General features: G+C 34.4%; 18 protein-coding genes. 16 read left to right on the top strand and 2 right to left on the bottom strand.

Annotated features, from left to right (window positions below; all coding sequences use genetic code 11):
- The 5 genes from nuoL (at nt 1) to VK161_RS07190 (ending at nt 6,812) form a co-directional block, all read left to right on the top strand.
- The gene (gene nuoL / locus VK161_RS07210; protein ID WP_324214094.1) at nt 1-1,914 is read left to right on the top strand and encodes an NADH-quinone oxidoreductase subunit L; all 1,914 of its coding nucleotides are present in this window, start codon (nt 1-3) and stop codon (nt 1,912-1,914) included.
- Nucleotides 1,905-3,347, top strand: coding sequence for an NADH-quinone oxidoreductase subunit M (locus VK161_RS07205; protein WP_324214093.1), 1,443 nt, complete (start codon nt 1,905-1,907; stop codon nt 3,345-3,347). The genes nuoL and VK161_RS07205 overlap by 10 nt, the downstream gene beginning before the upstream one ends.
- On the top strand, nt 3,347-4,717 hold the full coding sequence (locus VK161_RS07200) for an NADH-quinone oxidoreductase subunit N (RefSeq protein ID WP_324214092.1): 1,371 nt from the start codon (nt 3,347-3,349) through the stop codon (nt 4,715-4,717). Before VK161_RS07205 ends, VK161_RS07200 begins: the two co-directional genes overlap by 1 nt.
- A 254-nt stretch (nt 4,718-4,971) precedes the next feature.
- Nucleotides 4,972-6,234 (top strand): Y-family DNA polymerase, encoded by a 1,263-nt coding sequence (locus VK161_RS07195; RefSeq protein ID WP_324214091.1) that lies wholly within the window; start codon nt 4,972-4,974, stop codon nt 6,232-6,234.
- Nucleotides 6,235-6,380: 146 nt separating this feature from the next.
- A complete protein-coding gene (locus VK161_RS07190) occupies nt 6,381-6,812 on the top strand; it encodes a translesion error-prone DNA polymerase V autoproteolytic subunit (RefSeq protein ID WP_324214090.1) in 432 nt (143 codons plus the stop codon).
- 152 nt (nt 6,813-6,964) lie between these two features.
- Here the strand turns inward: VK161_RS07190 and VK161_RS07185 are convergent, their stop codons facing one another.
- Together VK161_RS07185 and VK161_RS07180 are read right to left on the bottom strand one after the other, a co-directional pair.
- Complete coding sequence (locus tag VK161_RS07185) at nt 6,965-10,564, bottom strand: tail fiber domain-containing protein (RefSeq protein ID WP_324214089.1); 3,600 nt, start codon at nt 10,562-10,564, stop codon at nt 6,965-6,967.
- Nucleotide 10,565: 1 nt separating this feature from the next.
- Nucleotides 10,566-13,646, bottom strand: coding sequence for a tail fiber domain-containing protein (locus VK161_RS07180; RefSeq protein WP_324214088.1), 3,081 nt, complete (start codon nt 13,644-13,646; stop codon nt 10,566-10,568).
- A gap of 276 nt (nt 13,647-13,922) precedes the next feature.
- Here VK161_RS07180 and VK161_RS07175 point away from each other — a divergent pair, with 276 nt between their 5' ends.
- From VK161_RS07175 to VK161_RS07125, 11 genes are all read left to right on the top strand, one after another.
- Complete coding sequence (locus VK161_RS07175; RefSeq protein ID WP_324214087.1) at nt 13,923-14,663, top strand: LytTR family DNA-binding domain-containing protein; 741 nt, start codon at nt 13,923-13,925, stop codon at nt 14,661-14,663.
- Nucleotides 14,664-14,689: 26 nt separating this feature from the next.
- Complete coding sequence (locus VK161_RS07170) at nt 14,690-16,141, top strand: sensor histidine kinase (RefSeq protein ID WP_324214086.1); 1,452 nt, start codon at nt 14,690-14,692, stop codon at nt 16,139-16,141.
- 298 nt (nt 16,142-16,439) lie between these two features.
- Nucleotides 16,440-17,681 carry a phage integrase SAM-like domain-containing protein gene (locus tag VK161_RS07165; RefSeq protein ID WP_324214085.1) on the top strand — a complete coding sequence of 414 codons (1,242 nt, stop codon included), beginning with the start codon at nt 16,440-16,442 and terminating at the stop codon, nt 17,679-17,681.
- 1 nt (nt 17,682) lies between these two features.
- Nucleotides 17,683-18,474 (top strand): hypothetical protein, encoded by a 792-nt coding sequence (locus VK161_RS07160; protein WP_324214084.1) that lies wholly within the window; start codon nt 17,683-17,685, stop codon nt 18,472-18,474.
- 86 nt (nt 18,475-18,560) lie between these two features.
- Nucleotides 18,561-18,839 (top strand): helix-turn-helix domain-containing protein, encoded by a 279-nt coding sequence (locus VK161_RS07155; protein ID WP_324214083.1) that lies wholly within the window; start codon nt 18,561-18,563, stop codon nt 18,837-18,839.
- A 2-nt stretch (nt 18,840-18,841) separates the two neighbouring features.
- Nucleotides 18,842-19,615 carry a hypothetical protein gene (locus VK161_RS07150; protein ID WP_324214082.1) on the top strand — a complete coding sequence of 258 codons (774 nt, stop codon included), beginning with the start codon at nt 18,842-18,844 and terminating at the stop codon, nt 19,613-19,615.
- A gap of 196 nt (nt 19,616-19,811) precedes the next feature.
- Nucleotides 19,812-20,666: an AAA family ATPase gene (locus VK161_RS07145; protein WP_324214081.1), complete on the top strand. Its 855-nt coding sequence runs from the start codon at nt 19,812-19,814 to the stop codon at nt 20,664-20,666.
- Nucleotides 20,641-21,666 carry a DUF3871 family protein gene (locus tag VK161_RS07140; RefSeq protein ID WP_324214080.1) on the top strand — a complete coding sequence of 342 codons (1,026 nt, stop codon included), beginning with the start codon at nt 20,641-20,643 and terminating at the stop codon, nt 21,664-21,666. The genes VK161_RS07145 and VK161_RS07140 overlap by 26 nt, the downstream gene beginning before the upstream one ends.
- A 119-nt stretch (nt 21,667-21,785) precedes the next feature.
- Nucleotides 21,786-22,526, top strand: coding sequence for a hypothetical protein (locus tag VK161_RS07135; RefSeq protein ID WP_324214079.1), 741 nt, complete (start codon nt 21,786-21,788; stop codon nt 22,524-22,526).
- Nucleotide 22,527: 1 nt separating this feature from the next.
- On the top strand, nt 22,528-24,231 hold the full coding sequence (locus tag VK161_RS07130) for a hypothetical protein (RefSeq protein WP_324214078.1): 1,704 nt from the start codon (nt 22,528-22,530) through the stop codon (nt 24,229-24,231).
- Nucleotides 24,212-24,598 carry a hypothetical protein gene (locus VK161_RS07125; protein WP_324214077.1) on the top strand — a complete coding sequence of 129 codons (387 nt, stop codon included), beginning with the start codon at nt 24,212-24,214 and terminating at the stop codon, nt 24,596-24,598. Before VK161_RS07130 ends, VK161_RS07125 begins: the two co-directional genes overlap by 20 nt.
- Nucleotides 24,599-24,601 lie beyond the last annotated feature (3 nt).

Below are 24,601 nucleotides of genomic sequence, written 5' to 3'. Positions count from 1 at the left end.
ATGGAAAACAGTTTAATTCTACTTTTATTATTAACCCCATTTTTTGGGTTTTTATTCAATGTTTTCTTCGGAAAATCAGTTTCCAAATCGGTTTCAGGTTTCATCGGAACTGGAGCTGTTGTGGTTTCTTTCATCATCAGCATCATCTATTTTTTACAAGTAAACGAATCGCATCAAGCTATTAAAGTTTCTTTATTTGATTGGATAACCGTAAGCAATTTTAAATTGGATTTCGGAATTCTTCTTGATCAGTTATCGCTTTTATGGTTGTTGTTTGTTACTGGAATTGGTTCACTTATACATTTATACTCCATCAGCTACATGCACGATGACGAGAACATGCACAAATTTTTTGCTTACCTCAACTTATTCGTTTTCTTTATGATTACGTTGGTGGTTGGAAGTAACTTATTAGTAATGTTCATCGGTTGGGAAGGTGTTGGATTGTGTTCGTACTTACTCATCGGATTCTGGTATAAAAATCAAGACTATAACAACGCCGCTAAAAAAGCCTTCATCATGAACCGTATTGGTGACTTAGGTTTCTTAATCGGAATGTTCATTTTGGCGTATTGCTTCAATTCATTGGATTATTCATTAATTCAATCAGGAATCATGGTAAAAGGTCCAGTAAATGCTGACCATTTAATTTCGATTGCTGCTTTGTGTTTGTTCATTGGTGCAACCGGAAAATCGGCACAATTACCTTTATACACTTGGTTACCTGATGCAATGGCAGGTCCAACTCCAGTATCGGCGTTAATTCACGCGGCGACCATGGTAACTGCTGGAATCTTTATGATTACGCGAATGAACTTCTTGTTTGATTTGGCTCCGTATGTACAAACCATTATTGCTGTAGTTGGGGCAACCACTGCTTTAGTTGCTGCATCGATAGGAATATATCAAAATGACATTAAAAAAGTTCTTGCCTATTCAACCGTTTCTCAATTGGGATTAATGTTCTTGGCTTTGGGTATGGGCGCATACACTGTAGCTGTTTTCCACGTAATTACACATGCGTTCTTCAAAGCGTGTTTGTTCTTAGGTTCGGGTTCGGTGATTCACGCTTTACACGGCGAACAAGACATGCGAAAAATGGGTGGTTTGCGCAAAGCGATGCCCATTACATTTGCAACTATGTTGATTTCTACTTTGGCTATAGCTGGAATCTTCCCTTTTGCAGGTTTCTGGTCAAAAGACGAAATTTTGATGGTCGCTTTTGAACACAATAAAGTTCTTTGGTTTGTTGGTACTGTTGCATCAATTATGACAGCGTTTTATATGTTCCGTTTGATGTACTTGACGTTCTTCAACGACTTTAGAGGAACCGAAGAACAAAAACATCATTTACATGAAAGTCCGAGTTTAATCACATTACCGTTAATCATTTTAGGTGCTTTAGCTGCTGTTGGCGGATTGATCAATTTACCAGGAAGTATGTGGTTGAATCATTTTATCGAGCCTATTTTAAAAACCAAACACGAACACCACGCTTTAGGTCAGCAAGAATACATATTGATGGGAGTTGCATTGGCTGGAGCGTTAATCGGAATTGGTATGGCGTATTCAAAATTCATGAAACAAAAATCGGTTCCTGTTGAAGATGCCCAAATTCAAGGGTTTTCAAAAACAATTTACAACAAATACTATGTAGATGAATTCTATACGTTCTTAATCGTAAAACCATTGAACAGTCTTTCTAATTTCTTCAGAACGACATTAGAACCTGCTCTTTCAAAATCGGTTTACGGATTAGGAACATTGGCTGTAGGTATTGCAAACAAAGGAAAAAAATTGCAAAACGGAAGTATCGGTTTCTATTTGTTTGCCTTTGTAATCGGTTTCTTTGCCATCATCTTTTATTTATTTTTATATACATTTTTAGTTAAAATAGTCTCTCAATGGATGTAACTACTTTATTATTAGTACTCTTTATTGGTTCAATAGCAACTTATTTTTCTGGTGATAAATGGGCTTCAAAAATTGCTTTGCTTTTTAGTCTAGGCGCATTTGGAGTGACTTTATACCTATTGAACTTATACCAAAACGGAACCAACATTAACCATTTTACTCAATGGATTGATGTACCGAAAGTGATTTTTGCCTACAAAGCAGATGGACTTTCGTTGGCAATGGTATTGTTAACCACTGCATTGACTCCACTAATTGTATTTTCATCCTTTGGAAATCAGTTTACCAAATCTAAAAACTTCTACGCTTTAGTATTATTCATGGCTTTTGCTATGACAGGTACATTCTTGGCTGCAGATGGTTTGTTATACTATATCTATTGGGAATTAGCCTTATTACCTATTTATTTTATCGCATTAATTTGGGGTAATGGTGATGCTGATGAGCGCAAAAAAGCGGTATTGAAATTCTTTATTTATACTTTGGCAGGTTCGTTGTTCATGTTGATCGCATTTGCTTATTTATATACACTTTCTGGAAGTTTCTTATTAGACGATTTATACAAATTAAACTTATCCGACACCGAACAAACTTGGATATTCTTAGCGTTTTTTGCAGCTTATGCGATCAAAATTCCGATTATTCCATTTCACACTTGGCAGGCAAAAGTATACCAAAAAGCACCAACCGTTGGAACTATGCTTTTATCGGGAATCATGCTAAAAATGGGATTGTACAGTGTTATTCGTTGGCAGTTACCGATTGCGCCAAACGCCGCTAAAACCTATATGCCAATTTTAATTGGGTTGAGTATTGCAGGTGTAATTTACGGTTCGATTGTTGCCTTACGCCAGAAAGACATCAAAAGATTATTGGCGTATTCATCGCTAGCTCACGTTGGTTTAATTGCTGCTGGATGTTACACATTAACACTCGACGGATTGAACGGTGCAGTATATCAAATGATTGCACATGGATTTGTAATTGTTGGGTTATTCTTCTGTGCTGAAATCATCTACCGTCGTTATGAAACACGCGAAATTGTTGACATGAGCGGAATTCGTTCACAAACCCCAAAATTCACCTCCATGTTTATGATTCTAGTTTTGGCTTCTGTAGCCTTACCTGGAACGTACAACTTTGTAGGAGAATTTACCGTATTGTACAGTTTAAGTCAGGTGAATATTTGGTTTGCCGTGATTGGTGGAACGACCATTATTTTAGGTGCGTACTATATGTTACGAATGTTCCAAAAAGTAATGTTAGGAGCCACGAATGAAAAGATATTTGCTGATGTAACTACTAATGAAGCCATTACTCTAGTAGTAATTATTGGTTTCCTGTTGTTCTTCGGATTGTATCCAAAACCGTTTACAGATTTGGTTTCGCCTGCGATAGAAACTACTTTACAACAAATTAACAGTATATCATAATGGATAGTTTAATAGCAATCATAGCACTTGGCGTTTTTTGTCTAATAGCTGAAATTTTTAATTTTAGAAAAGCAATTATCCCTGTATCTATTGTAGGTTTATTAGCTGTTTTAGGATATTCATGGTACAGTTTTACTGGCGATGCTTCGTATTACAACAACATGATCGTGGTGAATAAATTTTCACTTGCATTTTCTACCTTATTCATTTTATTGACCGTTTTCATCATTGCGTTGGGAAGTGATTTTTACAAAGATCATCCGACCAAATTCTCCGATTATATCGCCATCAAAATCTTCTTGCTTTCGGGTGCGATTTGTATGGTATCGTTTGGAAATTTAGCGATGTTTTTCTTGGGAATTGAAGTGCTTTCGATTGCGCTTTATGTTCTTGCAGGAAGCAGTCGTTTGGATTTAAGAAGCAACGAAGCTGGAATGAAATACTTCTTAATGGGTTCATTTGCCTCTGGAATCATTTTATTTGGTATCTGTTTGATTTACGGAGCAACCGGTTATTTTGATATCGTAGAGATTTACGATATATCAAGTGGCGCTGGTTTACCAAGCTGGTTTTACATCGGTATTGCTTTATTGTTAATTGGAATGTTGTTTAAAGTGGCAGCTGTTCCATTTCATTTTTGGGCTCCAGATGTATACGAAGGTGCGCCAGCGTTAGTTACTGCAACCATGAGCACGTTAGCAAAAGTAGTTGCTATTGCTGCCATGTACAAATTAATGGTTTCTTTGAATCACGAAATCACTTATGAGATGCAAATTGTGATTCTAATTGTTTCGATACTTTCGATGACCGTTGGAAACATCATGGCATTGCGTCAGAAAAATGTAAAACGGATGTTGGCCTTTTCGGGAATATCGCACGCCGGATTCATGTTGATGACGTTGTTGAGCATTTCCAATTCGGCGGGTTCATTATTGTACTACACTTTTGCGTATGCTTTGGCCGGAATTGCCGCTTTCTCTGTAATTATTTTTGTATCGAAAAGCAAAAACAACGAAGACATTGCCAATTTTAACGGCTTAGGAAAAACCAATCCGATAATGGCGGGAATTTTAACAGCATCGTTATTATCGATGGCGGGAATTCCGATTTTCTCTGGATTCTTTGCCAAATTCATGTTGTTTACCCAAACGATTGAAGCGGGTTATTTGGTAGTTGTTATTGTGGGTGTAATCAACTCAATCATCAGTATTGGCTATTATTTCAAACTGATTTTGGCCATGTATACCAAAGAAGCTTCCGATGATAATCACAGTAATGCTTTTGTATACAATGTGATTGCCTTAGTAGCCATTTTATTGAATGTAGTAATTGGTTTGTATCCAACTTTAGTTACTTCGTTATTGAACTGAATTTAATTCACCTTAATTATATAAGAAAAACCACTTGAAGCAATTTGAGTGGTTTTTTTGTTTGAACTACTATTTTCACAAAAGACGATTCTTCCCTAGCCCCGATTGGACGGAAAGCTTGTGAGGAACGAACAACTTGGAGGGAAAGCGGGAACGACGACTACAAGAAAGCCCAAGCTTATTGCTCCTAAAAACATATCAACAACTGCTATTTTTAACAATTGTCTCGCTTACAAATTTTGTACTTTTACACTATGTATGCTTTAGTCGATTGCAATAATTTTTACGCCTCGTGCGAACGCGTTTTCCAGCCACAACTGATTGGAAAACCCATTGTTATATTGTCTAATAACGACGGTTGTATCATTTCACGCAGTTATGAAGCCAAAGATTTGGGCATTCCGATGGGCGCGCCTGAGTTTAAAGTTAGAAATGAATTAAAGCAGAAAAATATACACGTCTTTTCGTCAAATTACGCCTTGTACGGCGATTTGAGTAATCGGGTGATGAAAATTTTAGAAGGATTCACTCCGAATGTAGAAGTGTACAGCATTGACGAGGCATTTCTGAATTTTAACGGAATGAAAATTGACGATTTTCACGACTACGGTTTGCAGATGAAAAGTCGGGTGCAAAAATGGTTGAGTTTGCCGATTTGTGTAGGTTTTGCTGAGACGAAAGCGCTATCAAAAGTAGCCAATAAAATTGCCAAAAAATACCAAGAACGCACGCAAGGCATTTATGTCATTGATACGGAAGAAAAACGAATCAAAGCCTTGAAATGGACGAAAATTGAAGACGTTTGGGGAATTGGTTTTCGACTGACTAAGAAAATGAAAATGCAGCGTATATTAACAGCATATGATTTTATTCAGCCGCACAACGAAGCCTTTATTAAAAAAGAAATGGGAGTTGTGGGTTTGCGTTTGAAATACGAATTGGAAGGCAAATCGGTGTTGGAAATGGAAGAACCGAAAGACAAGAAAAACATTGCCATTACGCGCAGTTTTGCTGGAAACATCACCACTTTTGACCAAATGAAAGAACGCGTTTCAACTTTTGCAACCGTTTGTGCCGAAAAATTACGCAAACAAAAATCATGTTGTAACGGAGTGATTTTGTATTTGCGCAAAGACAAATACAAAACGCAGCGCGATCGGTATAACTTTTATGTATTGGAAACCTTGCCGTTTGCGAGTAATTCGAACATTACGATTAGTTCGGTCGCTGTAAAAATGCTGAAGAAAGTGTTTGAAGAAGGTGAAATATATAAAAAAGCGGGCGTGATTGTGACCGATATTATTCCGGAGAACGCCAAGCAATTTCATTTGTTTGAAGAAGAAAATCCGAAGCACCAAAAATTAATGCAAGTGATTGACGATTTTCACAAACGCACGGGCGAACGCAAAATAAAATTGGCCAGTCAAGATTTAGAACGTACTTGGACAATGAAACAAGAGCATTTATCTCCTAAATACACCACGAATATTAACGATATACTTAGGGTGAAATGCTAAGGTTAAAATTCCAAAAAACAAAAACACAAATTACAAATAAGCTTCAAATCTCAATTTTTAAAATCCTAAAATCGTACAGTCTTACCATCATAAAATCCAAAAAACTTAGTGAACTTTGCGCTTCATTGCACCTTTGCGGTTAAATTATGTCAAAAAATAAAATAACATTCTTCCTTCCTGATTTTGAAAACAGCAACGAGCTGCCGTTTATTGCGGGCGGAATCAAAGCGGGATTTCCATCGCCAGCGGCCGATTTTGATGAAACCAAAATCAGTTTGGATAACGTTTTAGTCAAAAATCGAGAAGCTACTTTTTATGCGAAAGCTTCGGGAACTTCGATGATTGGTGCCGGAATTGACGATGGCGATGTTTTGGTCATTGACCGAAGTATTGAACCGCAGAACAACAAAATTGCCGTTTGTTTTATTGATGGTGAATTTACCGTAAAACGCATCAAAATAGAAAAAGACGGTGTGTATTTAATGCCCGAAAATAGTGCTTTCCAACCCATTAAAGTGACTGAAGACAACAACCTCATCATTTGGGGAATTGTGACGTATGTGATCAAAAGCGTATGAAATGACCATTAACAAAAATTGTAAATTCATCAGAAATGGACAAAATGGGCATTCCATCTTCCTTAATTTTAACTATTTTGTACAGATGAAAAAATCCCCTTTCAATTTTATGAAAGAGGATTTAATCACTTTAAAAACTACTACTAACTACTTTATTTTTGCTCTAATAGCGTTAAGCGTTGTAACACTGACTCGAGAAGGGCTTTTTGCTTATTGAGTTCGGTTTTGAGTGATTCGTTTTCCGTTTGTAAACTTTCATTTTGGGCATTCAACTCTTTAATTGCATTGACTGATGCAATCAATATCGGATGAATATTAAAGTTCAAAAATCCATCAGCGTCTGTTCCGACAGCATCTGGGAAAAGCGGTTGCACTTCTTGAGCGATAAAACCAGGATATTCGGTATCCAACACTTCTTTATCGAAAGTACGTTCGCCTATATTTTTATAATTAAAACGAATGGGATTAAGCTGTAGGATTTCGTTCAATCCTTTGGTGTAAGTTCCGTTGATGGTTTTGAGTCGTTGATCCGAAACAATCGTCCACGTATTGGTTCCGGGTTTTCTACCTTGATCAAGTGCCAATTCAAATAATCCGCCCGGAACAGTTGTACCTATACCAATATTTCCAGTATTGGTTATACGCATTCTTTCTGCTAAAGTTCCAGCATTATTTGTTTTGAAGATTAAATAACCTGAGCTACTGTTTGTGGTTGCATTTGATTTTCTACCTTCTACAGATCCAAAAACACGTGGTTGTAACATAGTGTCATCGTTATATCCTCCTAAAGTTATAGCGCCGCCTACATCAATATTTTGAGCATTATTCGACCGAACATGTAAATTCCCGTAAGTTAAATTAGTAGTGGTAGTATTTTCATCAACAACATCCAGTCTTGTCAAGGGAGAGGTTGTTCCTATACCCACATTAGTTGATACCAAAGATCCGTTAACACCATTAATACTTCCCAACACCAAAGAATTACTTGCGTCTACTTGGGCTAAGTTCCCGATGGCAGTTGCATTGGTAAGATTTCCAGCACCTACATCGGACTGGAATCCAATGGTTGTATTTCTTGACCCTGTTGTATTATTGGAACCCGCGCTAGAACCTAGAAAAACATTAAAACTTCCAGATGTGTTTTGACTGGCAAAAGATCCAAGCATTAGATTACTATTACCCGTATTATTCAGTCCCGAAGCATATCCTAAATAGGTATTGTCATTTCCTGATGCACCATTGGCTCCAGCTAGTCGACCAAGAAAGGTATTTGAACTACCCGAAGCATTTGCAATACCTGCACGTTCTCCGATAAAAGTATTGGAAGTGCCTGTATTAACAACTCCACTGTTTCTGCCAAAAAAAGTATTGCTATCGCCGAGTCTACCCGAAATAATATTACCTCTTCTAAAAACTAAATCAATATTATCGGTAGTTCCTAGGAAATTGGTGGTGGCATTAGTACCAGCATTTCCTAGCAATCCCCAAGCATTGGCTGAGGCGTTTTGCCAAGTCGCAACTCCATTAACATCAGACGTTAAAACCCGTCCAGCTGCCTGATTGCCATCTACCATTCTAATATTACCTACTACATGCAAACGGTTCAGTGGTGTTGATGTACCTAAACCTGTATTACCATTTTTTAAAACGACCATAGCATCTCTACGCTCAGCAAAGTCAACTAAATCATTGTTATTGGCATCAATTGCATTTCCAATCACAAACAAACGATCAGTTGCATTAGCGGCTCTGAATTGTGTATTTCCGTTTAATGAAGGTGAATAAAAGGTTGCTCCAATTCCAATAACAGTTTCGGCAAAACTAACTGCTTGATTATTTCTTCCAGCAACCAAAGAATTTTCTCCAATAGCTACTGTACCTTGCCCAAATGCGGTAGAAACTTCACCAAATGATTCATTGCCTTGCCCAAAAACGGTTGAATACATGCCCGTCGCGTTGTTTGAACTACCAAAAGAGGTCGAAAAATTACCCGATGAAGAATTAAAATCCCCAAAAACGGTGGATAAAGTTCCACTTGCTGAATTCCCAAGGCCAAAAGCCGTTGAAATATTTCCACTCGCTCCGTTGGATTGACCAAACACTGTTGCGTAAAGACCACTTGCACTTGTGGATTGCCCGAATGCAGTTGAGGATTGACCGCTTGCTATTGCTGATTGTCCGAATGCAATACTGTTCTGACCCGAAGCAACTGAATTTACACCAAAAGCAGCAGAATTAACTCCACTTGCTGTTGTTCCAAAGCCAAAAGCTGTAGAATAAAAACCTGTTGCATCAGTACTGTTACCAAAAGCAACGGCTCCTTCTCCGCTGGCGACTGTTTCATAACCAAAAGTAGTTGACATGTCGCCACTCGCTAAAGCATTAAACCCGGCAGAAAAAGAACCAATTCCGCTGGCTGTATTTCCAATTCCAATCGCAAATGAATAAGTACCACTGGCAGTTGGATTTGCACCAAACGCAGCAGAATATTGACCTAAATTAGCATCGTCCCATTCATTTCCTGCGGCATTTCCGGCTCTGAATGCTCCTTTTCTCGGATTCCACACCATTCTATCTCCTGCTCCAATAGGCGCTAAAGCTCCAGTACCAAAAGTTCCAGTTGAAACTAAACCATCTGTTCCACTTATCAAAACCGGACCAGTATCAGCCGTAATAGTTCTTCCGTTTCCTGCTCCACCAAAATCGTAGGCTTGGTCGAGTGTACCCGAAGTCGAACTTTGCAAATATTCCTTTGTAACTACTGCCTTCCCATCAGCTGCCGTAATCATTGCATTGGTGGTTGAAGGTAAACGAGTGAGTCCGTTTTTTAATACAATGATTGCATCGCTACGTTCTGGATTTTCAACAAAACCGTTTGAATTTGCATCAATTGCATTTCCAATAACGAAAAGTCGGTCGGTGGCGTTGGCGGCACGAAAATTTAAAGCACCATTAACTGAAGGTGTATAGGTTGTCGCTCCAATACCAAATACCGTTTCCCCATAACTTGAAGCGGCATTACTATCCCCAAAAACGGTTGAAAGATAGCCGTCTGCATCAGTATTAAAACCCGCTGCAAAAGTACTTCCGCTTGCAGAACTAGTTCCTAAACCAAAAGCAGTTGCATTGGGTCCGCTAGCTATTGAAAGCAAACCAAAAGCAGACGAATAAGAACCACTTGCAATGCTACGGTCACCAAAAGCTACCGAATAACTACCAATATTGACATCATCCCATTGATTTGTGGTAACACGACCCGCTCGAAAAGCCGACTTTCTAGGATTCCAAATCATTTTTGCTCCGCCGCCTGAAGGAGCGACAGCACCACTACCATCTGTTCCTGTTGAAACCAAACCGTCTGTACCATTAATGATTACAGCGCCTGCATCAGCTGTGATGGTTCTTCCATTTCCCGCTCCACCAAAATCATAGGCTTGGTCGAGTGTACCAACGCTATTCCCAATTATTGGTTTCCAATCGACAGTGACATTATCCCAATAGTAAAATCCGGGTAAATCGGTTCCTGATGTTGTAGTTAAATACACTAACATTCCTTGTTGCGCCGCAGTTGGATTCGTGGCGGGAAAGGCATCTACTTTTGGAATTAAAATTCCATCGGTATTGGTGGGTGTTGCTTGGTTACTCGAACGAATATCGAGTTGTGCATCAGGATTTGTGGTGTTAATTCCAACTTGAGCCTCTATTGTATTGGCAAAAAATAGAAAAATAAGTAGGTAAAAAATCTTTTTCATTTTAGTTTTTAATTTCTAATGCTGATAAGCGTTCGACTATGGTTTTATTGAGTGATTCTTGATTTTTTTGTTGTGCTAAAAGTAATTCCAACTGTTGTTTTAATTGTTGATTCTCTTCTTCTAATCTTTGATTTTTGGCGTTCAATTCTTTAATCGCATTTACTGATGCAATTAAAATAGGATGAATATTAAAGTTCAAAAATCCATCCGCATCTGTTCCTACAGCATCTGGGAAAAGCGGTTGCACTTCTTGAGCAATAAATCCAGCAAATTCAGTATCTAAAACTTCTTTTTCAAAGGTGCGCTCACCTACATTCTTATAATTAAAACGAATTGGATTGAGTTGCAGAATTTCGTTCAATCCTTTAGTATAATTCCCGTTGATGGTTTTGAGTCGTTGATCTGAAACAATCGTCCACGTATTGGTGCCTGGTTTTCTGCCCTCGTCTAATGATAGTTGAAATTGTCCGCCTGGAGCAACAGTTCCAATACCAACATCACCTGCATTGGTAATCCGCATACGCTCGCTTAGAATTCCAGTATTATTGGTTTTAAACATCAAATATCCCGAACTACTGGTACTTGAAGCATTTGCTTTCTTAGCTTCAACAGAACCAAAAACTCGCATAGTGGTGGCCAAATCATCATAGTATCCACCAAGTGTAATGGATGCACCAACGTCAATCCCTTGTGGATTGGTTGTCATCACATGTAGGTTTCCTCGAGTTGTGGAAGTGGTAGTGATGTTATCATCTAAAAGTTCTAGTTGTGCTTGTGGATTGACAGTTCCAATTCCGACTTTACCATCTTTTAACCAAGTCATTCGAATGGCATCGTTACCTGCAAAACCTTTACTCCATAGATGCAATTTATCTAAATTGCCATCGTATTGAAACTGATATCCAAAAGGATTTCCGCCTGTTATTTCATAAAGTTGTAAAAAACTAGAACTAAAATCATCTGCCGCCACCCTAAAAATAGGATTGGGTTTTCTCAGTTCTAAATTACCTACCGGAGTAGTGGTTCCTATTCCTACATCACCCGTTTCGGTTAGTCTAAATTGTTCCAAATTATTGGTTCTAAGCACTAAAGGTTGATTATCTACTGTTCCTACAAACTGGGTTGCAGGATTTGTAGCTGTATTGCCTGTCAAACCCCAAGCATTATCAGAAGCATTCCGCCAAGTGGCAGTTCCGTTGACATCACTAGTTAACACGCGCCCATTAGCTTGAGTTCCGTCTACCATTCTAATTTTTCCAGCTACATGAAGAGGCGAAGTGGGAAGTGCTGTTCCTATACCTAAATTCCCAAAAATGTCAATACGCATGGCTTCAAGAGAACCTGTTTTAAATACAAGTGGTTGATTATCTACAGTTCCTATAAATTGCGAAGCAGGATTAGTTCCTGAGTTTCCATTTAACGCCCACATATTGGTAGTTACTGGTGGAGTTCCTACTATTCCGCCTCCGCCATTCGGGTCGACAACCGTTAAAACTCTGTTGGCATAATAAGCCCCACCTGAACCCGCAGCTAATGGCGTTCCAACAGCACTTCCTAAACCATTACAAGGAGTCATCCAATTGATGGAAATCGTTTGTGGAACACCAATAGTAACTGTAACTGGAATGTGCATATTTGACATCCATACAGGTCTAATATTGGTAACACCCAATGGGTTTTCCGCTGTGGATTGCCAACCCGTAACGGGTACTCCATTGAGTAGTAATTGAAAAAAAATAAGGTTTTCTTGACACCCACTAAATGAGGCAAACCCATTGGCTGAAAAATGTACTATTACAACATCATCTTTTGGAGTAAATGTGATTGACATTTGTGGTGATGGTGTATAAATATTTGGAATTGCTGGTATTGGTGTTACTCCAACTGCTGCGTAATATTTGGGATTGTTTTCACCATCTACATCAAAACGAATCCATTTGGTACCGTTCCAATAATAAAAACCTGGATACACATTATTTGGACTTACTCCTAAAGTTGCTGTATTATAAACTAGCGTACTTACTTCTAAAGGTCCGCCTTGCGGATTAGCAATTGGTGCTTGAACAAGAGTACTAGTTAGAGCTACACGTGGAATTAATACTCCATTAACGGAAGACGTTACATCTAAAACACCTCTTGGAATTGTAGTTCCGATTCCGACAGAAGTGGAAGCCGTAGCCGAATTAACACCATTGATACTTCCCAAAACCATTGAATTATTGGCTGCTACCATTGCGTTATAACCAATAGCAGAAGCATTGTTAAGATTATTGGAACCTACATTTGAATTGGTTCCTAACAAAGTATTTCCCACTCCTATCGAATTTGCATTTCCAGCAAAACTGCCAAAAAAAGCATTCTGACTACCTGTTCCATTGCCAGCTCCAGAAGAATAGCCCATAAAAGTGTTGTTTGCTCCAGTAGACGTTCCGTTTCCTGAAAAAGAGCCAATAAAAGAATTTTGATTGGCTTCATTTAAAATTCCGGCCCCATTTCCTATTAAAATATTATCGGAGCCAGTAGTTCCGAATGTTCCCGCGCGTCGTCCGATGAATACGTTTTGTTGACCAGCCAGATTATCTCTACCTGCTTCGGTTCCGATGTAGGTATTGTTGTTTCCTGTTGCCACGCTTCCGCTTAAACGTCCAAAAAAAGTATTGCTGTTTGCTATTTTCCCTGCCTGCACATTAAACCGTTTAAAAATCAAATCGACATTATCTACGGTTCCAATAAAATTGGTTGTTGGGTTGGTTCCTGTATTTCCAGTAGTAGTCCAGTTATTGATTCCGTTTCCTAACGGAATCCAATCAACCGTTGCATTATTCCAATAATAAAACCCAGGTAAATCTGTTCCTGATGTAGTGGTTAAATACACTAACATTCCTTGCTGTGCTGCTGTTGGATTAGTAGCGGGAAAAGTATCCACTTTCGGTATTAAAATTCCATCGGTATTGGTAGGTGTTGCTTGATTACTCGAACGAATATCCAATTGAGCATTCGGAATTGTGGTGTTAATTCCGACTTGCGCTCGCATTGTGATTGTGGTGAAAAATAGTAATAGAAAAATAGTAGTCTTTTTCATGATGCTGATTTTCAATATGATTGTTTGTTGATTTTACATTAAAAATAATCATAGAAATAGTGTGGTTTATTTGCAATTGTATCGTTGGTAGAAAATTGTGTATTTCTGGTAAAAAAAAGTCTAAAACTTATCCATTGTCCGCTTTTTAAAACTTTCTTGAAACACAACCATTCGTACAACTTTTAGTTCATTCTACTTCGAAAATCCTACCATTGGTACAAAACCAAGAGCAGTTATAGAAATTTATGTTACATTTAGGGTATTGATTTACGGATTATGATTTCAGTTATTATTATCGACGATGAACAAAGCGCACTCAAAAGCATGCAATGGGAAATTGCTAATTTTTGTGATGATGTTATTATTTTGGGCAGTTTTTCGAATGCTTTGGAAGCTAAAAAATTCTTAAACGAAAATGTAGTTGATTGTGTTTTTTTGGATATTGAAATGCCTGAAATGGATGGTTTTCAGTTTTTAGATTCGTTCAAAAACCGCCATTTTTCGGTGGTGATTACTACAGCTTACGATCAATATGCCATCAAAGCGATTAAGGAAAAAGCGTTGGATTATTTGTTAAAACCCATCGATTCAGACGATTTGAAAAGTTGTATTGAAAAAATTCGCCAACACAAAGAAGAACACTCCATTCACGATCGCTTAGAGCGTACTTTGGAAACAATGGTGCAGAAAAACCACAATCAAATCAAAAAAATCAGTGTATCGTGCGATGGAAAAATTATTTTCTTGAACCCGGATGACATTGTTTATTGTGAAAGCGATGGGAATTACTGTAGCATTTTTCTCGAAAACAAAGAGAAAATTTTCATCACTCAAAAACTAAAATTCATGGAGGAAAAACTACAGGATTTGTATTTCTTCCGAATTCATAATTCTTATTTAATCAATTTAAATAAAGTAAAAGAATTTCATAAAAGTGACGATTTTGTGGTGTTGTCCAACCATGTTAAATTACCCGTTTCGCGCAACAAAAAATCCAATTTCTTAGATCAACTTTAATGGTAATTTTAAGCAAAACATATTACATGCTGTGGAGTTTTGTGACTTCGGGATTGGCAATTTATTTTTTGCTCTGTATGTTGATTTATATGCAATCGAAACAAAAAAGTTTTTTGTATTACGGATTGTATAATTTCTTTTTATTGACGTATGTTTTTACCAAAACTCCTTTTCATATTGAAGAAATCGTAAAACCATTAACCAACAGTCCGTTTGCTTCTTACAATTGGTTTTCGCAAGTTATTTACAACTCAATGTTGTTTATGTTTTACCGCGCCTTTCTTGATATGAAAGTGCATTTTCCAAAATTCGACAAACTCCTTCATCGTTTTCTGATCATCCAAGTTTCGATTGCTTCGGTGCTTTTCGCCTACACCATATTCACCCAAAATCATCCTGTTTTTAACCATTATTTTTTCTTCGTTTTTATTCCGTCGATGTCGGTTTTTGTGATTTATGCGTTGTACATCTCGTTAAAAATCCCTAACAAATTGGGTTATTTTATTGTGGTTGGTGTTATTTTTTACAATTTCTTCGCTTACTATTCTCTTTATGATTCGTATGCTCATGCGAGTGGAACCGAACCTTTGAATTTCTTTTACATCGGAATCATACTCGAATCGATCGTGTTTATTTTAGGTTTGGGTTATAAAGTGAAATTGATTTACGATGAAAAAATGAACGCCCAGCAACGTATTATTGAAGAGCAAAGAGAGAACCAATTACTTAGAGAAAATCATCAAAAAGAATTAGAAAAAGAATTGGCCGAAAAAGTAGGCGAGCTAAAACTGGCTTTACAAAAATCAGAAGATGAAAAGTTGAACTCATTGCGACTGAGTTTTGAAAACGAAATTTCGCTTTTAAAATTAGAATCGCTGCGCAGTCAGATGAATCCGCATTTTATTTTCAATGCGCTGAATTCGATTAAAGTGTATCTGATTGAAAACGATAAAGAAAAAGCGGTGTACTATTTGAACAAATTTTCTAAATTGATTCGAAAAATACTTGAAAGTTCACGTACTGATAGCATTTCATTGGAAGAAGAACTCGAAATCATTGAACTCTACATGAGCATTGAAAACATCCGTTTTGATCAAAAAATTGATTTCACTGTGAATCGAAATAATTTGAATTTAGCGTCAATTAAGGTTCCGGCGCTGATTTTACAACCGTTTATTGAAAATGCATTGTGGCACGGATTGATGTTGAAAGAAGGTGAAAAAACCATTACTATTGACGTTTCGCAAGAAAAAAATACCACCAAATTATCGATCACTGACAATGGCATCGGGCGTAAACGTGCTCAAGAAAATGTTGCCAAAAAATCATACAAAAGAGAATCACTCGGACTGCAATTCACCAACGAGCGCATCAGTCACTTCAACCAAAAAAACCATTCCAATTACCAATTTACTTTTATTGATTTGTACGACGAGAATAAAAATGCTGTCGGAACACGAGTGGAGTTTGTGTTGTGATGAAAACTTCAGCATTCAAAAAAATGTTGAACAACAAACGATGAATTTTGAATTTTGAAATAAAAAAACCTCACATTTCTGAGAGGTTTTGTACCCGGAGTGGGAATCTTTTCTATACAAAAAGCAACTTGACGTGAAACCTCTAAAAGTAATGAAACTTTCAATATTTTCAATACTTCATAAGGTCTAAGACTACTTATTTTACCCTTTAGCTTTTGAACTAGATTTAACTGATTTGAACACTGCCGTACAAGAACTGTACAGAAATTAGCTTTGTATTGATTAATACAAATTACTTATGGCTACAATTAATTTTCTATACAGGTCAACCAAGAATAATGCAGAATTAAACATAAGACTATTGTTTAGGTATATGGGTAAAGACATTGTAATAGGTGCTAACTCAAAAATTATGATTGAGAAATTGTTTTGGACTAAACACCTAAACCATAAAAACCTAAAGGATATAAATCTACTAAATGAACAATCAAGGTTAAGAAAGGCAATGAATGACTTAACTTCACATGTTCTAAACAAATTTAACTCTACAAATATTGAGCTAATAACTAAAGATTGGCTTGAATACCAAATTGAAACATTTTACAATCCTATTGAATCCAAACCCAAAACACCTATTTTCATAACTGAATACTTTGACTATTATATTGAATTACTCATAACTAACAGGAACACTAAAAAGAAGTTGGTTACAACAAAAAATAAAATTGCGAAATACGAAGAAAGTTTAAAAAGAAAATTAGCTATTGAATCTATAGACAATACTGAGTTAAACCTGTTTAAAAGATTTCTTATAGACCTAAAGTATAATCAAAATACTATTTTGGTGGATTTTACCAACATAAAGACCATTTGCAGACATGCTAAAACTTCATTAAATGTTAACGAAGAAATCTTTAACTGGTCACTAAAAAAAGAGAAAAACAGCATTATCTATCTGAACTTTGAAGAAATAAAAAAAATATCTGAACTTGAAAATTTACCTGACTTCTTAGACAATGCTAGAGATTGGTTAGTTATAAGCTGCTATACAGGTCAAAGAGTTTCTGACTTTATGTTGTTTGATAAGACTAAAACAAGAAGTGAAATTGAAGAAGGAGAAAAAACAGTTACTTACATAGAGTTCACTCAAAAAAAGACAAACCAAAATATTGCGTTACCTTTGCATCCAGAGGTAATTAAAATTCTCAATAAGAGAAATGGTGATTTCCCAAGAGGAATTTCAGATGTAAAGTACAATAAATACATTAAACTTGTAGTACAAAAGGCTGGTATAACAGAATCAGTTAATGGTTCAAAATTAGAGGCAAAAATTAATAGAAAAGTAAAAAAAGTATATCCAAAATATGAGCTTATTACTTCTCACATTGGTAGAAGGTCATTTGCTACAAATTTTTATGGTATCATCCCAACACCTCTAATAATGAGTGCTACAGGACATCAATCTGAAAAGATGTTTTTAAACTATATTGGAAAGAGTCAAACAGATAGAGCTAAGTCATTATCAAATTATTTTTATTGAAATGAAGTCAAAAGTATTAGAGAAAGAATTATTTGAAGAATTTGAAAAGTATTCTGAAATAACTTCTGGCTTATTTGTTTACAGGAATTCTAAAGAGTTTAAAAGTAGTGATACTTCTCATATGAATTATTTCAATGATGAAAAACATAAAGAGATTATCCTAGAAGAAATTAGACTTAATATTAAGCTACTCTTTTCAGAACTATATCAAACTAGTAAGCAAGAAAATTACTATTGGGGTTTCTGTAGTGCTAGGGTGTTTATAAACACTTTTAATGATAGAAGCGAAGAGTTTTTAAATAACTATGATGATGTTGATAAGTCAATTTCAGATTTCTTAGGACTAAACTTAAATTCAATTAAATCAAATTCTAATTCTAACCTTCTTGATCTAATTCACCCTGAACTTAAGAGGATCATATTAAATCAAGAAAAAGAAAAAACTAAATTCTTAAATGAAAAAGTTAGTTTGAAACCTGATTACTTAATAACAAAAAATGAAACTCACGTCTTTATATGCGAAAAAGCTCAAGAATTGTTTATGAGATACTATGATGAGTACATTGCATCAACAAAAAACAAACTTGTAGAAGTTAGCTTTATTTACAGAAAAATGTATGATATGAAGCTCATCCATCAGCACATAAAACCTGAAAATTTTAAAACTTATATTTCAGAATATCCATTACACCTAGAAATAAATAGTAGTTTAAAAACCTATAATTTATCAAAATCCCCACTTAGGGAAACAAACTTTAACTCCCTTTTTGAATTAACTTTTAAAAAAAAATAAACTTCGTAGAGTAAACTCTTCAATATCGTAGAGCTAAGTCAATGACTGCATCAAGAATTTTGTTTAAAATTTAAAAAATTATAAACATGAATACAGTTAATGTACAAAATATTGACATAAATCAATTCAAGGATATTATTGTGTCAATAATCAAAGAACAATTAGATGGTATCTATGAAGCTCTAAAAAAGAAAGATGATGAAACTCTTCTAACCCGAGAAGAAACATTTCGCTTTCTAAAAATTGATTCAACTACTTTATGGTATTGGACAAAAGAAGGCAAACTTAAATGCTATGGTATTGGTAATAAAAGATACTATAAAAAGAGTGAAGTTTTGGAGTGTTTAACCCTATTAAAAAACTAATCATGGATGAACTATTAAACTACGGATTTACATCTGATGATGAAATGGTAAAGCATAACACCAATAAAAGTAAAATTAGTGAAAGTGATGAAGAAACTTTAAACCAACCCTATTTGGAGGAGGAAGAGGAAGAAGAGGAAGAATATGAATTTGGGGATGACATACCTCTTTATGACCTCAATCTAACATTTAGTGAAAACTTTGAAGATGGTAGTACTGTAAAATATGCTCTTCTTCCTATTTACAAAAAACCTAGAGATGGTCAAGACTATACTCCTTTACTAAATGCTGGCGCAAAAGTCATCATGAATAAAAATTATGAAATGACAGATTATAGTGAGGCCTTAAACTATTTAGTATTTGATTATGACCCAATTTTCGGGTTACGCCTTTTGACATTTCAGAAGTATGATAGCACCAAAATTAATTGTGATGAGAGAGTGTTTTTTGAAACCTTGATAATCAAGTTTAGGCGGTTTGGCTATAAAAAATTTTTTTATTCCTTTAGTGAGCTTCAACAAGAACTCGGAATAAGTAAAGACAGGGCAAAATCCATAATCAAAAAGTTCAACAGTATGGGGTTTTTGGAAACCGAGATAATAACAAGCTCTATAAAAACTGGTCCTTCACAAGTTACTTTTTACAAAATGAAAGCAAAAAAAATAGTTGAAGTTATACCCGAAATTTTCAAAACAGAGTTTGTCTTAGATATGACAGAGAAAATTTCAGAGTATCTCAAACCCGCTTTAGAAAATGAAGAAGTCAATAATAGATAAAAAAATAAATGCATACTGTAAAAAGGGAGTTTTTCACTCCCTTTTTACATAGGAGGAAATCCGCTGATAATTGTATAATATACATATAATCTTATATGAATATAAAAAAATAATTACAAAAGTGTTTCTCTTTTATTAGGGGATTTCCATTGATGGCTTTCAAAAATTATTAAAAACCTAAAAAAGAAAAATCAATATGGAATTAAAAAAATCAGAAAGAAAAAAAGCCAAGATTAAAATGGCACTTCAAGGACCAAGTGGTTCAGGAAAAACAATGAGTGCTTTATTATTAGCACAAGGTTTGACAAATGGAAATTTGTCAAAAGTAGCTATTATAGATAGTGAAAGTGGAAGTAGCAACCTCTATTCCCATTTAGGTAATTACAATGTTCTTAAACTTGACAATCCACATTCACCTGAAAGATACATTGAAGCAATTGATGTATGTATGAAAGCAGGTATGGAAGTCATTATTTTAGACAGTATCTCCCACTGCTGGGATTACCTGTTAGACTACCACGCTAGCCTTCAAGGAAACTCTTTCACAAATTGGGCTAAGATAAAACCTTTGGAAAAAGCTTTTGTAGATAAGATTTTACAAAGCGAGGTACACTTCATAGCTACAATGCGAGTAAAACAAGATTATGTATTGAGTGAAAGAAATGGTAAAATGGTTCCTGAAAAAGTTGGCTTAAAAGCTATTCAGAGAGATGAAATCAGCTATGAGTTTACTATAGTTTTTGATATAGACAGTAAACATTTTGCTGTATCATCTAAAGATAGAACTTTATTGTTTGAAGGTAAACCTCAATTCATTATCAACTCCAATACAGGAAAGAAAATCTTAGATTGGTGTAATAGTACTATGACAAGAGGAGAACTTCAGATTAAGATTTCTGAATGTAATAACATCAAGGAGCTTACTGATTTGTATAACACAAACTTGGATTTAGCTAAAACAATTGAGCAAGATTTTGTTTCAAAAAGAGACCTCCTAAATAAATTAACCTCTAATATATCAACCAATGGAAATGGCACTTATCCCCATTAAAAATGAGCAAGAAACGCATATACCTATAGATAATAATAACTTTATACCTATAGGTATTCACGAATCAAACACAAATACATCAAAGACTCCTTTTATACAGGCTAACTCAGAAGAGATTAGCCTTTCTTATTTAAAAGAGCAATGTGTTATTCCTGTATTTACCAAAGACAATGAAATAACAATTTCTCATCAAGAGTTTATTGAAACAGCTTTATCAAGCTTAAAAACAATCTTTGGTAATGAACAGTTTGATTCTCCTGAAATAAGGGTTAGTCATCAAATTAAAGGTAGAACTCCTGATGCTTTACATATTCCTGCTAAAGATTTGCAAGACCATCAAAGGACAACCTACTATGAAAGGATGGCTTTTATTATCAGGATTCCTAGTATTTCGGAAAACATCAATGGTAATAGGCTATCATTAACTGTAGGTGGAGTTAGAGCCTATAATTTGGAAAACCTCTACAACAAAAAAACCTATGAAAAGTTCAAGTTTTTTGTAGGTTTTCAAAATATGGTATGCTGTAACCTGTGCATCAATACAGATGGTTTTCAGAGTGAAATTAGAGCAATGAACTGCACAGACCTAGAGGATAAAATAATGTCTGTAATCAGAAATTACAATGCGGCAAAGCACCTTGAAGCTATGAAAGAACTATTGAACTATTCCCTTAGTGAGAGAGATTTTGCTCAATTAATTGGTAAAGGAAGGCTATATCAGTACCTACCTAAAAATGAAAAATCATTACTGCCAGAATTACTACTAAATGATAGCCATTTCTCAACCATAGCCAAAGACTATTATCAAGATGAAAGCTTCTGTAGAGATGCCAATGGTCAAATCAGCATGTGGGAGTTTTACAATCTTCTTACAGGTTCAAATAAGTCTTCATACCTAGATACATTCCTTAACAGAGGAGTTAATGCCTTTGAACTTGCTAAAGGTGTTTCAAAAGCACTGAGTGATAGTAATTCTGACTATGCTTGGTTTTTGAGTTAATAAAAGCTCAGACTAACCTAAGTCTGGGCTTTTTAATTAAAGTTAATCTACAAATACTATTTTTAGTCTTAGTATCTTATTTAAGGATAAAATTATTATTTTTAACAATAATTTACATTATGACAAACAGCACTACTTCAAATAGAAATGAAATTAGAGAGAGAATAGAGGTGGTAGATGCCCAATTTAACTCTTTGTTTACTGCTTTTCAGAGAAATAAAAGGTTGAATCCTAATTATCTCAATTCAGATGGCTTTAAAGATCTAAAAATAATATTTGAACTGTATTCGGAAACATTTCACTTAAAAGGATATAATTATAATAGTTTATCAATTGAAACAGTTTCAACTATAATTAGCGGATTTGATTGTTTCCAACAAAGAGAACTTATACAATATTTGATTAAGACACTTGCGAAAAAAGGAAATGAAGATGAAGCTAAAAAATGGCTACAAGAATTAGCTATTCTAGAAATGAAATGTTGTTTAGAATCTATTAAAAAGCTTAAAAGAGTTATATATCATTTTTTTAAATTACTCTATAAAGCTACCTCATACAATTTATATACATTAATACTTTCAATACTTTCCTACTTATTCATTTGTTATCTCATATTCCTTCCTGCTTATTTTGATTGCTTTCAATTACTAGAAATAAAAAGAATTACAATAAGTTCTTCAAAATTTTGGAATGAGATAGGTAACATACTGCTTTACTTGTTTGACTTTGACAATAAGATGGATATTAAGCCATATAATTTTTTTGGAGTTCTCCTACTCGTAATATTGAAGGTTTTCTTTGTTTTAATATTGGTTAATGTTTTGATAAAGGAATTATTAAATAAAATTAAACTTTCATGATATGACAATAAGTGATATTGATTACGATATAAGAAAGATTAACTCGTTTGTGTTAAGATTGGTTCTTGTGCTTTGTTTAATCATAATACTGTTTTTTAATAAAAATTTATATACTAAGGAGACTTATTTTCTATTCTTTTTGGGCTACATAGTAATACAAATTATAAATTACAAATATTGTTGGATAAAGTATAGAGGTATATTAAGACTGGTTTTTGACTTGACTTTAATAACAATTTGCTTACAGGGAAAGAATATAGGAATTTTATTAAATTATCTGCCATTCATACTTTTATTATCTAACATTCAGAATCATTCTAATAAAAATGGGAACATTTTATATTTCATATTTTTCTTTCATTTAGATTTGTTAATTCTTGATAATTTTAAATTTAATTTAACTCACCAACTGATTCCATTATTATTTTATTTATTTAACTTTATCTACACAATTCGAAACAGTTTTCTTCGTCTTAATGAGCAAATTATTAATTCAATTGGTGAGACATATGTTGATACTTTTAATGAAAACATTAGCCACAGAATTTTAAACGATGCAGTAAAAGGAATCAATAAGTCAAGGGCTTTAAGTTTTCTGAATATCAAAGAGTTATTTTTATTCATTAAGTCCAACAATAGGTTAGTTTTAGTCAAAGGGTCGAAATTTGTGATAAATCAAAATATTGTATCTGAAGCAGGATTCATTAAATTACAAGAAAAATTGTCTGAAAAAGTTTGTACACTAATTGAAGACAAGGTATTAATTGATAATGTTTTATACGAATCATGTTTTTGGACCAAACATATCATAAGAGATAAAGAATATTTTTTTTTAATATCCTTGAATGGTAAAAATAAATTTCTGGGTGAATTTGCTCTCACTAAACTTAGACCAATTTTTGAATATATAACAAGAGTGTTTTACGTTTCTAATACATTGTTAGAATACAACACTCAAACAACTAAAATTTTTAAACAAAAAATTACTTACGTTCTGGATGCGCAAAATGCTTTACATTTTGTTAAAAATAAATTAAGTCCAATAACAGCGTCATTAGATTTAATTCATAGATATTTCAATCAAAGGGAAGAATATAATACCCCCGAGAAAATAAAATACATAGAAAATAGGCTGAGGAACAATATCAATAGTAAGCAGATTGAAATAATACTTGGTAAAGCAGAAGTATTAATTAAAGGAGTAGATAATATAATTAGTCAAGAAGACGTCACATTTTCTGTAAAAGATATTATTGATGATTTAAGGAAAAATTGGGTTTATCATTTTCAAAATACTGATAACGTTGTAATTGAAATTGAAAATTTTGAAAACAAAAAAATAAAATACAATCAAATGCTATTTGAATTTGTTTTCTCAGATATAACTGAAAATATTAGTAAGTATTCGGAGGAAGGTAAAAATAAAGTAGGTATAACTATCGTTAATAATATATTAGTAATAGACTTTACTAATAAGATAAAAGATTACGACAAAAAAATATCAGAATTATTGGAAATAGAGCAATTATATAATTTAAAAGATAATGATCAGATATACGCTAGAAAGACACATGGTCTTAATTTCATTAGGTTATTGCTAAGGAGGAAAAACATTAATAATAAGGTAATAATCAATAAAGAAGAACAAACTTTTACATTAAGAATACAATTAAATTTAAATCAAGATGAAAATACTAATTTTTGAAAACGAAATATCAGGTATTAAAGATGCCTTTAATGATGTCAACATGCTTGATTTTAATAATAAATTAGACATAAAATATGTAGAAAAATCTCAAAATTTTACTGATTTTAAAAATGTTAGTCAGTACAATGTAGTGTTTGTGGATATAGAACTCTCTTCAAATAGTGATAAGGATGGGTATGGTGTTATTGATGACTTATTAAAAAATAATTATAAAAAGATAATTGTCCTTACTGGAAATATGGTAAAAGAGAACTTGAAAAATAAAGGGTTAGACTTCATCGATATATTAACAAAACCTATACTTTTAGATAGACTGAAAGATTTAATACAAAAATTTTCTGCGCCAACTCAAGTTAGTGTTTAGATA

The organism is Flavobacterium sp., assembly GCF_035299245.1.
Classification (GTDB): domain Bacteria; phylum Bacteroidota; class Bacteroidia; order Flavobacteriales; family Flavobacteriaceae; genus Flavobacterium.
This window is presented reverse-complemented; position numbering and strand designations above follow the sequence as displayed.

Coding starts and splice junctions, on each gene's coding strand:
- nuoL (WP_324214094.1), top strand. CDS start 1: ATGGAAAACAGTTTAATTCTACTTTTATTATTAACCCCATTTTTTGGG.
- VK161_RS07145 (WP_324214081.1), top strand. CDS start 19,812: ATGGAATTAAAAAAATCAGAAAGAAAAAAAGCCAAGATTAAAATGGCA.
- VK161_RS07125 (WP_324214077.1), top strand. CDS start 24,212: ATGAAAATACTAATTTTTGAAAACGAAATATCAGGTATTAAAGATGCC.
- VK161_RS07175 (WP_324214087.1), top strand. CDS start 13,923: ATGATTTCAGTTATTATTATCGACGATGAACAAAGCGCACTCAAAAGC.
- VK161_RS07190 (WP_324214090.1), top strand. CDS start 6,381: ATGTCAAAAAATAAAATAACATTCTTCCTTCCTGATTTTGAAAACAGC.
- VK161_RS07170 (WP_324214086.1), top strand. CDS start 14,690: ATGCTGTGGAGTTTTGTGACTTCGGGATTGGCAATTTATTTTTTGCTC.
- VK161_RS07200 (WP_324214092.1), top strand. CDS start 3,347: ATGGATAGTTTAATAGCAATCATAGCACTTGGCGTTTTTTGTCTAATA.
- VK161_RS07140 (WP_324214080.1), top strand. CDS start 20,641: ATGGAAATGGCACTTATCCCCATTAAAAATGAGCAAGAAACGCATATA.
- VK161_RS07180 (WP_324214088.1), bottom strand. CDS start 13,646: ATGAAAAAGACTACTATTTTTCTATTACTATTTTTCACCACAATCACA.
- VK161_RS07135 (WP_324214079.1), top strand. CDS start 21,786: ATGACAAACAGCACTACTTCAAATAGAAATGAAATTAGAGAGAGAATA.
- VK161_RS07150 (WP_324214082.1), top strand. CDS start 18,842: ATGGATGAACTATTAAACTACGGATTTACATCTGATGATGAAATGGTA.
- VK161_RS07185 (WP_324214089.1), bottom strand. CDS start 10,564: ATGAAAAAGATTTTTTACCTACTTATTTTTCTATTTTTTGCCAATACA.
- VK161_RS07130 (WP_324214078.1), top strand. CDS start 22,528: ATGACAATAAGTGATATTGATTACGATATAAGAAAGATTAACTCGTTT.
- VK161_RS07160 (WP_324214084.1), top strand. CDS start 17,683: ATGAAGTCAAAAGTATTAGAGAAAGAATTATTTGAAGAATTTGAAAAG.
- VK161_RS07155 (WP_324214083.1), top strand. CDS start 18,561: ATGAATACAGTTAATGTACAAAATATTGACATAAATCAATTCAAGGAT.
- VK161_RS07205 (WP_324214093.1), top strand. CDS start 1,905: ATGGATGTAACTACTTTATTATTAGTACTCTTTATTGGTTCAATAGCA.
- VK161_RS07165 (WP_324214085.1), top strand. CDS start 16,440: ATGGCTACAATTAATTTTCTATACAGGTCAACCAAGAATAATGCAGAA.
- VK161_RS07195 (WP_324214091.1), top strand. CDS start 4,972: ATGTATGCTTTAGTCGATTGCAATAATTTTTACGCCTCGTGCGAACGC.